The organism is Candidatus Poriferisodalis sp., assembly GCF_965203655.1.
Lineage (GTDB): Bacteria > Actinomycetota > Acidimicrobiia > Acidimicrobiales > Poriferisodalaceae > Poriferisodalis.
Window position 1 is genome coordinate 108,814 of the sequence record NZ_CBDBDD010000003.1, and the last position, 14,128, is coordinate 122,941.

12 protein-coding genes are annotated in these 14,128 nt (G+C 67.3%); 3 read left to right on the top strand and 9 right to left on the bottom strand.

The features are described 5' to 3' along the window. Positions 1-22 precede the first annotated feature (22 nt). From purE to dnaK, 8 genes are all read right to left on the bottom strand, one after another. The gene (gene purE, locus ACOGW9_RS01955) at positions 23-469 is read right to left on the bottom strand and encodes a 5-(carboxyamino)imidazole ribonucleotide mutase (protein ID WP_419907863.1); all 447 of its coding nucleotides are present in this window, start codon (positions 467-469) and stop codon (positions 23-25) included. Between the two features lie 118 nt (positions 470-587). Then, the gene (gene purD, locus ACOGW9_RS01960; protein ID WP_419907865.1) at positions 588-1,859 is read right to left on the bottom strand and encodes a phosphoribosylamine--glycine ligase; all 1,272 of its coding nucleotides are present in this window, start codon (positions 1,857-1,859) and stop codon (positions 588-590) included. 58 nt (positions 1,860-1,917) lie between these two features. Next, a complete protein-coding gene (locus tag ACOGW9_RS01965; protein WP_419854921.1) occupies positions 1,918-3,198 on the bottom strand; it encodes an adenylosuccinate synthase in 1,281 nt (426 codons plus the stop codon). A gap of 113 nt (positions 3,199-3,311) precedes the next feature. After that, the gene (locus ACOGW9_RS01970) at positions 3,312-5,915 is read right to left on the bottom strand and encodes an ATP-dependent Clp protease ATP-binding subunit (RefSeq protein WP_419908127.1); all 2,604 of its coding nucleotides are present in this window, start codon (positions 5,913-5,915) and stop codon (positions 3,312-3,314) included. Positions 5,916-6,022: 107 nt separating this feature from the next. Continuing rightward, positions 6,023-6,454, bottom strand: coding sequence for a heat shock protein transcriptional repressor HspR (locus ACOGW9_RS01975; RefSeq protein ID WP_419854922.1), 432 nt, complete (start codon positions 6,452-6,454; stop codon positions 6,023-6,025). A 30-nt stretch (positions 6,455-6,484) separates the two neighbouring features. Continuing rightward, on the bottom strand, positions 6,485-7,468 hold the full coding sequence (locus tag ACOGW9_RS01980; RefSeq protein WP_419854923.1) for a DnaJ C-terminal domain-containing protein: 984 nt from the start codon (positions 7,466-7,468) through the stop codon (positions 6,485-6,487). 9 nt (positions 7,469-7,477) lie between these two features. After that, positions 7,478-7,990, bottom strand: coding sequence for a nucleotide exchange factor GrpE (locus ACOGW9_RS01985; RefSeq protein WP_419854924.1), 513 nt, complete (start codon positions 7,988-7,990; stop codon positions 7,478-7,480). Further along, positions 7,987-9,804: a molecular chaperone DnaK gene (gene dnaK, locus ACOGW9_RS01990; RefSeq protein ID WP_419856431.1), complete on the bottom strand. Its 1,818-nt coding sequence runs from the start codon at positions 9,802-9,804 to the stop codon at positions 7,987-7,989. The genes ACOGW9_RS01985 and dnaK overlap by 4 nt, the downstream gene beginning before the upstream one ends. A gap of 191 nt (positions 9,805-9,995) precedes the next feature. Here dnaK and gpmA point away from each other — a divergent pair, with 191 nt between their 5' ends. Next, positions 9,996-10,718, top strand: a complete 723-nt coding sequence (gene gpmA / locus ACOGW9_RS01995; RefSeq protein WP_419907869.1) for a 2,3-diphosphoglycerate-dependent phosphoglycerate mutase — start codon at positions 9,996-9,998, stop codon at positions 10,716-10,718. A 9-nt stretch (positions 10,719-10,727) separates the two neighbouring features. Here gpmA and ACOGW9_RS02000 read toward each other — a convergent pair whose 3' ends face one another. Then, positions 10,728-11,081, bottom strand: coding sequence for a P-II family nitrogen regulator (locus tag ACOGW9_RS02000; protein ID WP_419907871.1), 354 nt, complete (start codon positions 11,079-11,081; stop codon positions 10,728-10,730). A 304-nt stretch (positions 11,082-11,385) separates the two neighbouring features. On the opposite strand from ACOGW9_RS02000, the gene ACOGW9_RS02005 reads away from it, so the two are divergent. Both ACOGW9_RS02005 and ACOGW9_RS02010 read left to right on the top strand, forming a co-directional pair. Then, positions 11,386-11,817, top strand: coding sequence for a cyclic nucleotide-binding domain-containing protein (locus tag ACOGW9_RS02005; RefSeq protein ID WP_419907873.1), 432 nt, complete (start codon positions 11,386-11,388; stop codon positions 11,815-11,817). A 110-nt stretch (positions 11,818-11,927) separates the two neighbouring features. Beyond that, a complete protein-coding gene (locus ACOGW9_RS02010; protein WP_419907875.1) occupies positions 11,928-14,105 on the top strand; it encodes a heterodisulfide reductase-related iron-sulfur binding cluster in 2,178 nt (725 codons plus the stop codon). Positions 14,106-14,128: the final 23 nt, after the last annotated feature.

Below are 14,128 nucleotides of genomic sequence, written 5' to 3' on the forward strand. Positions count from 1 at the left end.
CCAGCTTCACCGTGACCCAGCCTCACCGGGCACCAGCGGCGCGGAACTCGTCCAGGCGGGCAGCGAGCTCCGCATCGTTCACCGCCAGCATCTCGGTGACGAGCACAGCCGCGTTCGCCGAGCCGTTGACCGCAACGGTGGCGACCGGAATGCCCTTCGGCATCTGCACCGTCGACAGCAGCGCATCGAGGCCGTCAGCGAGTCCGCCGCTGAGCGGCACGCCGATCACCGGCAGCGTGGTGTGCGCAGCCACCACACCGGCCAGGTGCGCTGCCATGCCCGCCCCGCAGATGACCGCGGCAAAGCCGGCATCGCGTGCCCCGGTCGCGAACGCCGCCACGGCGGCAGGTGTGCGATGAGCGCTCATCACCTCGGTCACGTGCTCGACGCCGAACCTGTCGAGCATCTCGGCGGCCGGTGCCATCTTCGACGCATCGTTCGGCGAACCCATCAAGATGGCGACCTTCATCGGCTTGCTCTCCTGGCATGCATTGGCGTGCTGCCCATCGACGTACCGCCTGAGTCTCGCCGCCCGGAGCGGGTGATGGGGCGATGTCCAAAATGGAGCTCGGCGCCCGTCGACGCCCTCATCGGCTGAGGGTGTCGGCGGCCGCGGCCTCGGCCGCGGCGATGTCGGTGCGGTAGGTCATTCCTGGCCAGCTGATGTGCCGCACGGCTTCGTACGCACGGTCGCGCGCTACCGCCACATCGGGCCCGCGGCCGCACACATTCAGCACACGGCCGCCCGCTGTCACCAGCGATTCAGGCGGGACCGCTTGCCCGTCGGTGGCCCCGACGCCTGCACAGAAGACGGTCACGCCTGGAACTTCGCGCGCCCGCTCAAGGCCCGCGATGACATCGCCGGTGCGCGGCGCCGCTGGGTATCCCTCGGCAGCGCACACGACACACACCATGGCGTCGTCGGAGACCCCGATCTCGTCGGTCAGCTCGCCTGCCGCGGCCCCCGCTAGCGGCAGCGCGAGATCGTTCTCGATGCGCGGCAGCGTGACCTGGGCCTCGGGATCGCCGAAGCGGACGTTGAACTCCAGCAATCGAGGCCCGTCGGGGGTCAGCATGAAGCCCGCGTAGAGCACGCCGCGGTAGTCGACGCCTCGCCGGACCAACTCGGCCAGCGTCGGTTCGAACGCCATTGCGGCCAGTTCGGTGCAGACAGCCCGGTCGACATCGGCCAGCGGCGACACGCAGCCCATGCCGCCGGTGTTCGGCCCCGTGTCGCCGTCGCCGATGCGCTTGTGATCGCGCACGGCCGTGGGCAGCAGCACAGCGCGGCGGCCATCGCAGAGGGCGAACAGCGACACCTCGGGGCCTCGCATCCCTTCTTCGATGACGATGCGGCGGCCGGCATCCCCGAACGCAGTGCCGTCCAGCTTGGCGTCGATGTCGGCATGGGCTTCGGCCAACTCGTCGGTGACCAGCACGCCCTTGCCGGCGGCGAGGCCGCTGGTCTTGATGACGTACGGCGGCGGCAGTGTTTCCAGGTAGGCGTGTGCTGCACGGCGCCCTGCGGGGTCGCTGTCGAATGTGGCGTAGGCGGCGGTGGGCACGCCGGCGGCATTGACTACTTCTTTCATCCACGCCTTGGAGCTCTCCAGCGCGGCACCGTCGGCGCCCGGTCCGAACACGAGCTGGCCGCCTGCCCGCAGGCGATCAGCGAGGCCGTCTGCCAGCGGCCCTTCCGGGCCGATCACGAACAGATCGGCATCGATCTCGGTGGGCGGTGTTGCGACGCTGCCCTCAATGCCAGGGTTCCCCGGAGTCACCACGACATCGGCAGTCCGGCGCAACACCGACGCGAACGCATGCTCACGACCGCCCTGGCCGACCACGCACACTCTCACCGGGATACCCCCGCTCAGTCAGCGCAGCTCACGCCGCGCCGGGTCCAAACTTCGCAGCTCACGCTGCGAAGCGGATGTACTGCTCGCGGCCAGGGCCGACGCAGACATACCGGATCGGCAGGCCGAGCTGACGTTCGAGAAAGACGATGTAGTCGACCGCTTCGCGCGGCAACTGCCATCGCTGGGTGACCTTGTCGAGCGGCGTCTTCCAGCCCGGCAGCGTGGCGTAGACGGGGACAGCCCGGTCATGCAGCGAGCGCAGGTGGGGCAGGTAGTCGTAGCGGTGACCGTCCACCTCGTAGGCGACGCAGACCTTGATCGTGTCGAGCTCGTCGAGCACGTCGAGCTTGGTGAGCGCGATCTCGGTGCAGGCGTTCAGCCGCACGGCCTGACGGCCCATGACGGCGTCGAACCAGCCGCAGCGGCGCGGCCGGTTGGTGTTGGTGCCGTATTCCGCGCCGCGATCTCGTAGATGCTCGGCGGTCTCGCCGTCCAGCTCGGTGATGAAGGGTCCAGAACCCACCCGGGTGGTGTACGCCTTGGCGATGCCGATGACCTGATCGATCGCGCCGGGGCCGATACCCGAGCCGACCAGCGCGAACCCTGCCACCGGGTTCGACGACGTGACGAACGGGTAGGTGCCGTGGTCGAGGTCGAGGAACGTGGCTTGGGCGCCTTCGAAAAGCACCCGCTCGCCCGCGTGCAGCGCTTCGTGGAGCCAGCCGATGGTGTCGGCCACCAGCGGCGCCAGCCGGGGTGCCACCTCAGTGATGAGCTGGTCGGCCAACTCGTCGGGATCGACGCCGGGATGGTCGTATACCCGCTGCAGATAAGCGTTGCGGTCGGCCAGCACGCTCAGCAATCGCGAGCGCAGCGTCATCGGCTCGAGCAGATCCTCGACTCGCAGCCCGACTCGTGCCGCCTTGTCGGCGTACGCAGGCCCGATGCCGCGCTTGGTGGTACCGAGCTTGGCATCACCGCGTTGCGCTTCGGCAAGCTCGTCGGCGATCTGGTGGTAGGGCAGCACCAGGTGCGCCGCAGGGCTGAGCATCAGCCGGCCGCAGTCGACGGCGCGGCTGGCGAGCATGTCGATCTCATCGATCAGCACCCACGGATTGATCACCACGCCGTTGCCGATGATCGGCGTCACGTGCTCGTACAGCACCCCGCTGGGAATGAGCTGCAGGGCGAACGTCTCGCTGTCGACGACGATCGTGTGCCCAGCGTTGTGGCCGCCTTGGTAGCGAACGACGTGCTGGCATTCCTTGGCGACGATGTCGACGATGCGGCCCTTGCCCTCGTCGCCCCATTGCGTTCCTACGACGATCGAGCCCGGCATGATTCAGCCCATCGCCAGCCGGCAGGACGCTGTCGTCGTCACCAAATCAGTCTAGGGAGTGGCCCCTCCGGGGCCGCCGGATTTGCGGCGGATCCGGCCGTCCGGCACGGCGTTCAGGAGGCTTGCGGCCACGGCTGCGCCCCGTCGGGCGCCGCGGGCGCGACGCGTGCCCCCCTCGACGACGTGCTGAGGCTGAACGAGCCGTCGACGTTGTCCACCGTCACGGCGTCGCCATCGGCGAACGTGCCGTCGAGCAGGCCGGAGGCCAGCGGATCGGTCAGTTCGCGCTGGATCAAGCGCCGGAGCGGCCGGGCACCGTAGGCGGGGTCGTACCCGCGGTTGGCGAGCAGTTCTGCCGCTGTCGCTGTCACGTCCAGCGTGATCTCGCGATCGGCAAGGCGGGTGCGCAAGATCTCCAGCTGCCGTTCGGCAATGGCAGCCACATCGCTGCGGCTGAGGGCGTCGAACTGCAGGATCTCATCGACGCGGTTGATGAACTCCGGTGCGAAGAACTCCGCTGGGTCCACCGCCAGGTTCGACGTCATGATGAGCACGACGTTGGAGAAGTCGACGGTGCGCCCTTGGCCGTCCGTCAGCCGACCGTCGTCGAGCACAGCCAGCAGCACGTTGAACACGTCGGTGTGTGCTTTCTCGATCTCATCGAGCAACACGACCGAGTACGGCCGGCGGCGGACTGCCTCGGTCAGCTGGCCGCCGTCGTCATGGCCGATGTACCCGGGAGGTGCACCGATCAGGCGGCTGACCGAGTGCCGTTCCAGATACTCCGACATGTCGATGCGAACCATGGCGCGCTCGTCGTCGAACAGCGCCTCGGCCAGCGCACGCGCCAGCTCGGTTTTGCCGACACCGGTCGGGCCCAGGAACAGGAAGCTGCCGATGGGCCGATCCGGCTCGCTCAGCCCGGCACGGCTGCGCCGGATGGCATTGGCGACCGCCGCAACGGCATGGTGCTGGCCGACGACCCGGCGGGCCAACGTCTCTTCGAGGTGCACCAGCTTGTGCACTTCTCCTTCGAGCAGCCGGCTCGTGGCGATGCCCGTCCAGCGCGACACCACCTCGGCGATGTCGTTCGCGTCCACCTCTTCCCGCAGGATCCGCTTGCCGGCCTGCAGTCGTGTCAGCTCGGTGGCCGCTTCGTCGAGGCGCCGGTGCACCTCGGGCAGTTGGCCGAAGCGGATCTCCGCAGCCCGCTCGAGATCCGTTTCCCGCTCGACAGCGGCGGCCAGCGCCTCGGCTTCGGACTTCAGTGCCCGGATCTGGTCGATGGCTGCCTTTTCCGCCTGCCAGTGCGCCTTGAGCCCAGCAACCCGTTCGCGCTCAGACGCCAGTTCTTCGGCGATCGCTTCGCGGCGCTGGTTCTGCTGCCCCTGGCTGCCGAGCGCACTGCTGCTCGACCCATTCAGTGATCCATTCGACGACTCCTCGCTGCCCAGCGCCAGTTCCTCAATCTCGAGCTGGCGGATGCGCCGTTCGCACACGTCGATCTCGAGCGGTACCGAATCGATCTCGATGCGCAGGCGGCTGGCGGCCTCGTCCATCAGATCGATGGCCTTGTCGGGCAGGAATCGCTCTCGCAGGTATCGATCCGACAGCGTGACAGCGGCCACCAGCGCTGCGTCGGTGATGCGCACGCCGTGGTGGACCTCGTAGCGCTCTTTTAACCCGCGCAGGATGGCCACTGCGTCGGTGACCGATGGCTCGCCCACATAGACGGGGGCGAAACGCCGTTCGAGCGCAGCGTCGTCTTCGATGTGCTGGCGGTACTCGTCGAGCGTCGTCGCGCCGACGAGGCGCAGCTGGCCCCGCGCCAGCATCGGCTTGAGCATGTTGGCTGCGTCGAGCGAACTCTCGCCGCCCGCGCCTGCGCCCACCAGCGTGTGCACCTCGTCGAGAAAGGTGATGATCTCGCCCTCGGACTCGACGATCTCGTTCAGCACTGCTTCGAGCCGTTCCTCGAACTCGCCCCGGTACTTGGCTCCAGCCACCATCGCAGCCAGGTCCAGCGCCACGACGCGCTTGTCGCGCAGGCCGTCAGGAACGTCGCCCTCGGCGATGCGACGGGCCAGGCCTTCGATGATCGCCGTCTTTCCCACACCCGGCTCGCCGATCAGGACGGGGTTGTTCTTGGTGCGTCTCGACAGCACCTGGATGATCCGGCGGATCTCGTCATCTCGGCCGATGACGGGATCAAGCTGGTCGTCGCGAGCCTCGGCCGTGAGGTCGCGGCCGAATCGCTCGAGTGCCTCATAGGAGTTCTCCGGAGTCGGCGACGTGACCCGTGTGCTGCCGCGCAACTCGCCGACCAGAGCCGCCAGCGCATCGCGGTCGGCATCAAGGTCGTCGGCGAGCGCCAGCAACAGATGTTCGGTGGACAGGTAGTCGTCGCCCATCTGGGCGCGCTCCGCGTCGGCAGCCTGCAGCGCTTCGGCCAGCTCGCGGGCGAGCCCGGGTTGCCGTGACTCTTGCGTGCTGAAGCCGCGCGGCAGCCGCCCGAGCGCCTCCAGCGCCCGCGTACGCACGGAAGCCGGCTCGATGCCGGCGCGTGCGAGCACGGGGAGCACCAAGCCCTCTGGCTGGGAGACGAGCGCCGCCAGCAGGTGCGCCCGGGTGATCTCGGGATGACCCTGACTCTGCGCGGCGGCTGCCGCCGATGCCAGCGCCTCTTGGCACTTGTGCGTCAGCGGGCTGGACGGCAGCGGACGGTTGCAAGGATCTGCGTCGTTGTTCATGATGTCAAGTTTAACAGAAAACTTGATACTGATTGACTCAGATTTATTGATTCGACAGCTAATGGCCAGCCGAGTCAGCCCTGCGGATTCGGCCCTGCTCCGGGCCCCGAGCCCGGACGTCTGATGAGATCGGTCTGCGGCAGCGGCACCAGGTCTCGCCGGTACTGCCGGTGCGTCTCTGCCACCAGCGTGGCCGCCTCGGCTTGCACGTCGGCAAGCTTGCGCTCCAGTGCCGCCACGCGCTCCTCCAGATCCATCACGCGCTTGACACCTGCCAGGTTGAGTCCTTCGCTGGTGAGCTGGCTGATGCGGTTGAGCATCGCGATGTCGCGGTCGCTGTACCGGCGGCTGCCGCCGGAGGTGCGTGCGGGGGCCAGCAGGCCCTTGCGCTCATAGATCCGCAGCGTTTGAGCATGCACACCGGCGAGCTCGGCCGCCACCGAGATGACGTAGAGCGCCCGGTTGCGCTCGGACGCAGATGGCGTTCGCCTTGGTTGTTCGCTCATGACGATGGTCCTCGGTTCGTCCCCTAGTTGCTATCGCTGTGCTCCTGCGGTGTCGGCGAATGTCGCCGGTTCCGGCTCTGCCGCGCGCTGTCGCCGGCCCGTCCCTCCCTCAAAGTCGGTGACGTCGCGCAGCGCCTCGATTGCCGCCTGCTCCGCAGACGACAGCTTCGTCGGCACCACGATGTCGACGCTCACCAGCATGTCGCCGGTGCCGCGGCGTGTGGTGACGCCGCGACCGCGCACCCGGAAGGTCTTGCCCGACGGGGTTCCTGGTGGGATACGCAGCGTCACCGGGTTCCCGTCGAAATCCAGCACCTTGACATCGGCGCCGAAGACGGCCTCGGGAAAAGTGATCGGCACGTTGATGGTCAGGTTGCGGCCGTCACGGCCGAAATCTGCGTCCGGCGCCACGTCGACCAGCACGAACAGATCGCCGTTGGGTCCCCCGCCCGAACCCGGCGAACCTTTGCCCGCCAGCCTGATCCGCCCGCCGTCGTCGACCCCAGCGGGAATGCGCACCTTCACCATGCGCATGCCGCCTCCGGACGGGTCCGGAACGCTGACTTCGGTCACCGCGCCTTCCACGGCATCGCGAAATGAGATGCCGAGCCGGGTTTCGAGGTCGTGACCGCGCATCGGCATGGGGCCGCCGCGGCCGGCCCGTCCCCGGCCGTCGCCGAAGAGGTTGCCGAATATGCCGCCCAGGTCGCCGAGATCCTCGATCCGGATGCTGAAGCCGCCAGGCCCCGATGCGAACCCGCCCATCTGCGGGCCGAAGCCGCCAGGTCCCAGGCGGCGAGCCTCGTCATACGCGGAGCGTTTTTCGGTGTCGCCGATGACGTCGTACGCCGCGGAGATCTGCTTGAAGCGTTCCTCGTCGCCGGCGCTCGAGTCCGGATGGTGCTTGCGGGCGAGCTTCCGGTACGCCTTGGTGATGTCCTTGTCCGACGCGTCGGGCGAGACACCCAAGGCCGCGTAGTAGTCGGTTTCGAACCACTCGCGTCGCGGGTCCATCGTGGCCCCCTACCCCGCGCGCACCTGGACCATGGCGGCGCGCAGCACCCGGCCGTCGAATCGAAAGCCGCTGCGCAACTCCGCGGTCACAATCTGAGGGGCGTCGTCGACTGCCTCCTCGATCGTCACCGCCTCGTGCTGGGTGGGGTCGAACGGCTCCCCGACGGAGTCGATGCGTTCGAGCCCCGCCTTGCCCAAGGCGACCATAAGCGACTGGCCCACGGCGGCCACTTCGTCGTGCCCCTGGGCAGTGGCAGCGTCGCACCCGTCGAGCACCGGCAGCAGCGACTCGACCAAGCGGCTGACACCGGCCGAAACCTGCTGGCGCCGCTCCGCTTCGACTCGCTTCCGGAAGTTCTGGAACTCCGCCCGTTGGCGCTGCAGCTGGTCGAGGTAGTCGTCCCGCTCGGCGGTTACGGCATCGAGCTGTGACAGCAGCTCAGCCAGCTCCGCCGGATCCTCCAGGCTCTCGCCGACTGCTTCCGCAGCCGCTGCGTCGAGCTCGGTCTCGGATTCGCTCACTTCTCCTCGTCCACGATCTCCGCGTCGACGACGTCGTCGTCAGCACCGGAGCCCTCGGCACCGGCGGCGGTGTCCGCGGCCGCAGATTCGTACAGCTTCTGGCTGAACGCGCTGCTGGCGCCAGCGAGCGTCTCAGTGGCCGAGCGGATGGCGTCGAGATCGTCGCTCTCGAGTGCCTCGCTGGCAGCCGCCAAGGCCGACTCCACAGGCTCCTTGTCATCGGCGGACACGCTGTCGCCTTGCTCGTCGAGCAGTTTGCGCGTCTGATATACGAGCGTGTCCGCGTTGTTGCGGATCTCGGCCTCTTCACGCCGGCGGGCGTCTTCTGCGGCATGCGCCTCGGCATCGGAGACCATCCGCTCGATCTCCTCGGGCGACATGGCCGACTGACCGGTGATGGTGATCGACTGCTCCTTGCCGGTCGCGCTGTCCTTCGCGGACACGTGGACGATGCCGTTCGCATCGATGTCGAACGCCACCTCGATCTGCGGGACGCCTCGCGGCGCCGGCGGCAGGCCGACGAGCTGGAATTTGCCCAGCGTCTTGTTGCCGGCTGCCATTTCCCGCTCGCCCTGCAGCACGTGGATCTCCACGGAGGGCTGGCCGTCTTCAGCGGTGGTGAACATCTCCGACCGGCGCGTCGGGATCGTGGTATTGCGGTCGATGAGGCGTGTCATCACGCCGCCCTTGGTCTCGATGCCCAGGCTGAGCGGTGTGACGTCCAGCAGCAGCACATCGGTGACGTCGCCCTTGAGCACACCGGCCTGGATGGCGGCGCCCACCGAGACCACCTCGTCGGGATTCACACCCTTGTGAGGCTCGCGGCCCGTGAGCTCGGTCACCAGCTTCTGCACGGCGGGCATGCGCGTGGAGCCGCCCACCAAGATCACGTGATCGATGTCGGCCTTCGCCAAGCCCGCGTCGTTGATGGCCTGCTCGAAGGGAGACCGGCAGCGCTTCAGCAGGTCGAACGTCAGCTCCTCGAACTTGGATCGGCTCAGCTCATAGTCGAGGTGGAGGGGGCCGCTGTCAGTTGCGGTGATGAACGGCAGGTTGATCTGGGTGGACTGCTTGGACGACAGATCCTTCTTGGCCTGCTCGGCCGCCTCCCGCAGACGCTGGCACGCCATCGCGTCGGTGCTCAGGTCGACCCCGTGGTCGCCCTTGAACGACGCCACCAGCCACGCGACCACTGCGGCGTCCCAGTCGTCGCCGCCGAGGCGGGTGTCACCTGCGGTGGACTTCACCTCGAAGACGCCGTCGCCGATCTCGAGCACCGACACGTCGAACGTGCCGCCGCCGAGGTCGAACACCAGGATTGTCTGGTCCTCGGTTTCCTTGTCGAGGCCGTAGGCCAGCGCCGCGGCCGTTGGCTCGTTGATGATGCGCAATACCTCGAGGCCGGCGATCTTGCCCGCCTCGGTCGTGGCGGTGCGCTGTGCGTCGTCGAAGTACGCCGGCACGGTGATGACCGCCTCGGTCACCGTGTCGCCGAGGTACTGCTCGGCGTCGAGCTTCAGCTTCTGCAGCACCCGGGCCGAGATCTCCTGCGGCGTGTAGTTCTTGTCGTCGATGGACTTGCCCCAGGTGGTGCCCATGTGCCGCTTGACCGAGGCAATGGTGCGCTCGGGATTCGTGACCGCCTGCCGCTTGGCGACCTCGCCGGTCAATACCTCGCCGTTGCGGGCGAAGGCAACCACCGACGGGGTCGTGCGGTCGCCTTCGGCGTTGGCAATGACAGCGGGCTCGCCGCCTTCCATCGCAGCCACCACCGAGTTCGTGGTTCCGAGGTCAATTCCGACAGCCTTGGGCATCGCTGTGCCTTTCATCGTGAGGCGTCCCGGCCCAGATGGGCCCGGAAGGTGGATGGGTGTTGCAGACAAGCATATTAGTTGAGTGTCTTATTAGCAACTTCTCTAAGTCATGCTACCGGCCGCGGCATCAGACAAGCGTTACAGCGGCGGCGGCAGGAGACTCTGCGACGTTCGGGCTACCGTGCACGCCCATGCCATCGTCAGGCGTCAAGCACACCCTCGTGCTGCTGCGCCACGGCCAGAGCGAGTGGAACCTCGAGAACCGCTTCACCGGCTGGTGGGACGTCGGCTTGACCGACGAAGGCCAAGCCGAAGCACGCGCTGCAGCGGCTGCGCTGGAAGACGCGGGCATCGCTCCCGACATCGTGCACACGTCGCTGTTGCGGCGCGCCGTCCAGACGGCCAACACGACACTCGACGAGATGGGGTTGGGCTGGCTGCCAGTACGGCGTCATTGGCGCTTGAACGAGCGGCATTACGGAGCGCTCACCGGTCTGAACAAAGCCGAGATGGCCGAACTGCACGGCGCCGAGCAGGTGCATCTGTGGCGTCGCAGCTATGACGTGCCTCCCCCTCCGATGCCCACCGGGCACGCCTTCGACGTCGCGAGCGATCCTCGCTATGCAGGCTTGCCTCCCGGCGAGGTGCCGCGCGGCGAGTGCCTGGCCGACGTCGTGCGGCGCATGCTGCCCTACTGGCACGAGGGCATCGTCGGAGATCTGCGAGCCGGCGCGACCGTGCTGGTCGCCGCTCATGGCAACAGCCTGAGGGCCTTGGTGAAGCATCTCGACGGCATCAGCGACGCCGAGATCGCCGAGCTCAACATCCCGACCGGCGCTCCGCTGGTGTACGAACTCGATGCCAACCTGCAAATCGCAACGCACTGCCCAGTGGAGGACCGCTACCTCCGCTGACCGCAGCGCCTACAGGGCGTCGATGCCGCGCTCGCCGGTTCGGATGCGCACCACGCTGTTGACCGACGTGACCCACACCTTGCCGTCGCCGATGCGTTCGGTGCGGGTGGATTCCACGATCGCGTCGGTGACCCGCTCCGCCAGTTCGGTGGCGACGAGCACTTCGATGCGGACTTTCGGGATGAAGTCGACGTGGTATTCGGTGCCCCGGTAGGTTTCCGTGTGGCCGCCCTGGCGGCCGAATCCCCGAACTTCTGACGCCGTGAGCCCGGTGATGTCGAGGTCACGGAGCGCTTCGAGGACCATCTCCAGACGGTGTGGCTTGATGACCGCGGTCACCATCGCCACGGACTCCTCAACCATTGCGTCCTCCCGACTGCGCCGAACCGACCGCAATTCTCGAACCGTTCGGCGACCCCAAGCGTCGCACGCGCCGAGCCCGATTGCACGCAACCTCGATGACAGCGCGCATGTGCAGCCTTTATTCAGCACCCGTAGGGCATCAAAGTTGCACCTCGGCCGTCCGTTCCGATGCCTGAGATGGCAAGAGCCGCATCGGGGGCGGTAGCCTCTGGCGCGTCTTTGGGGCCGAGCGCGTGCTACGGTCCGGCGCTCGTGGGGCCTTGGCAGTCCCAGCGCAAACGGCCACTCACCCAAGGAGCGGGATATGTCTGTGGCGAATCGTGTGGAGAGTCTGCGTGAGATCGATCTGTTCTCAGACTGCAGCAGGAAGGAACTCCAGCACATCGCACGTGCCGCTGAGCAGGTCGACTTCACTGCCGGCGACAACATCGTCGAGGAAGGCAGCGGCGGCGCTAGTGCCAGCTATGCCTATGTGATTGTCAGCGGCACTGCTGTAGTGCGGCGCAACGGCCGCAAGGTCGCCGAACTCCGCCCGAGCGACACCGTCGGCGAGATGGCGCTGTTCGATGACGGCCCGCGTACCGCGTCGGTGGTGGCTGCCACCGACATGGAGGCGATCATGCTGTCCCGCCGCGCGCTGAAGGGCATCATCGACAGCACGCCGTCAGTGGCGCACAAGCTGCTGTCGGAGCTGGCCGGCCGCCTCCGCAAGGCGAACCGCAAGCTCTACGGCTGAATCGCAACAACGCTTGAAGCCTCGTTGCAGCGCAGTCCGCTGCGCGGTGACCGACCGCAGGCGCATCGGGACTCCGGGTCGCAGCGGGGGCGTCAAGTAACTTCACCAGCGTGAACAAGCCACCTCTGCGTCCGCACCATCTGGTGTTGGGCATCGGCATTGCCTTCGCAGCAGTCACTGCCGCCTCGGGCATCGCGGCGGCCGTACTGCAGTTCCACGACGACACCGACGCGGCTCATCGCGAGGTCTTCGGCAACATTCCGGGCGGGGTCAAGTTCGCGTTCTACGCGCTGACGTGCGCACTGATCCTCTACGGGGCGTGGAACTTCGCCCAGCGCACGCTCAATTGGCAGCGCGGCGCGCCGGACCGGCGCTCGACGACGACCCGCAACGCTCATCGCCGGCTGGCGGACTACCGCGGCGGCGTGCTCATGCATACGTTGCTGCGCGACCCCGCTGCCGGTGTCATGCACGCGCTGCTCTACTACGGGTTCCTGGTGTTGTTGGCCGTCACCACGACACTCGAGATCAACCACCAACTGCCCACGGCGGCCAAGTTCCTCGTCGGACCCACCTACCAAGGATTCAGCTTCGTCGGAGATCTCGCCGGTGTGATCTTCCTCGCCGGTGCAGTGTGGGCCATCGTTCGGCGTTACGTGGCCCGCCCGTATCGCATCCGGATCAAGTCGCGGCCCGAGCACATGATGATCCTGGTCGTGCTGGCAGCGCTCGGTGCCACCGGCTTCGTGGCCGAGGCCATGCGCATCGTGATCGACGGCAGGCCTGCATACGAGCAGTGGTCGTTCGTCGGCTACCCGCTGTCGGCTGCGTTCGACGGTCTCGCCAACATCCGCGGCTGGCACCAGGTGTGGTGGATCGCCCACGTGGGCTGCTTCATGGCCTTCCTGGTGATGCTGCCCATCACCATGCTGCGGCACATGTTCACCTCGCCGCTCAACATGTACCTGCGCGACCGGGAGCGGCCCAAGGGCGCCATGCGGATGGTGCCCGACCTGATGGAGGCCGAGGACATCGAGACCATCGGCGTGTCAATGGTGAACGAGTTCACCTGGAAGCAGCTGCTCGACACCGATGCGTGCACCATGTGCGGTCGCTGCACGGCGGTGTGCCCAGCTCACGCCACGGGCAAGCCGCTCGATCCCCGCGAGATCGTGCTGAAGACCGGCGAGATCATGGCGGCGACCGGTGAGCACGGAGCGGTGACGCCGCCGATCGGTACCGATGCCGAGATCACCGTGTCTGCCGACTCGGTGTTCGAGCGCATCACCCACGATGAGCTCTGGGCGTGCACGACGTGCAAAGCGTGCGACGAGAACTGCCCGGTGAACATCGAGATCCTCGACAAGATCCTCGACATGCGGCGCTACCTGACGCTGATGGAGAGCGAGTTCCCCGCCGAATTGGGCGGTGCGTTCCGGGGCATGGAGAACAACGCCAATCCGTGGAACCTCAACAACGGCGAGCGGGCCGACTGGGCCGACGGTCTCGATGTCGAGGTGGTCGACGTCGATGACCCGTTCGAACACGAGTACCTGTACTGGGTGGGCTGTGCCGGATCGTTCGACGACAAGAACCGCCGGGTGTCGGTGGCCACGGCGAAGCTGCTGCGGCGCGCCGGGGTCGACTTCGCCATCCTCGGCCCGGGCGAGAACTGCACCGGTGACAGTGCGCGCCGGTCGGGCAACGAGTACTTGTTCCAGATGCTCGCTGCGGAGAACATCGCGGCGCTCAATGGCATGGGCGTCCGCAAGGTCATCACCCAGTGCCCGCACTGCTTCAACACGCTGCGCAACGAGTACCCGCAGTACGGCGGGAACTGGGAGGTCATCCACCATGCCCAGTTCCTCGAGCAGCTCGTGGCCGACGGGCGCCTGGACTTGAGCAATGCCCGCCTCGACGAGCGGGTGGTGTACCACGACTCGTGCTACCTGGGCCGCCACAACGACGTGTACCTCGCGCCCCGCAACGTGATCGGCAGTCTCGGCGGCGTGGAGATTGTGGAGGCGCCGCGTAACGGCACCAAGGGCATGTGCTGCGGGGCCGGCGGGGCGCGCATGTGGATGGAGGAGACCATCGGCACCAAGGTCAACGACGAGCGCTCACGCGAGCTGCTCGACACCGGCGCCGACCGCATCGCCACGGCGTGCCCGTTCTGCTACATCATGATCGACGACGGTGTGAAGGGCCACGGCGTCGAGGACGACGAGGTCAAGGTGGCCGACATCTCCATCCACCTCATCGACGCCCTCGAAGCCGCCGACGATTGAGCCCTGCCACCGTGCCGGCAACG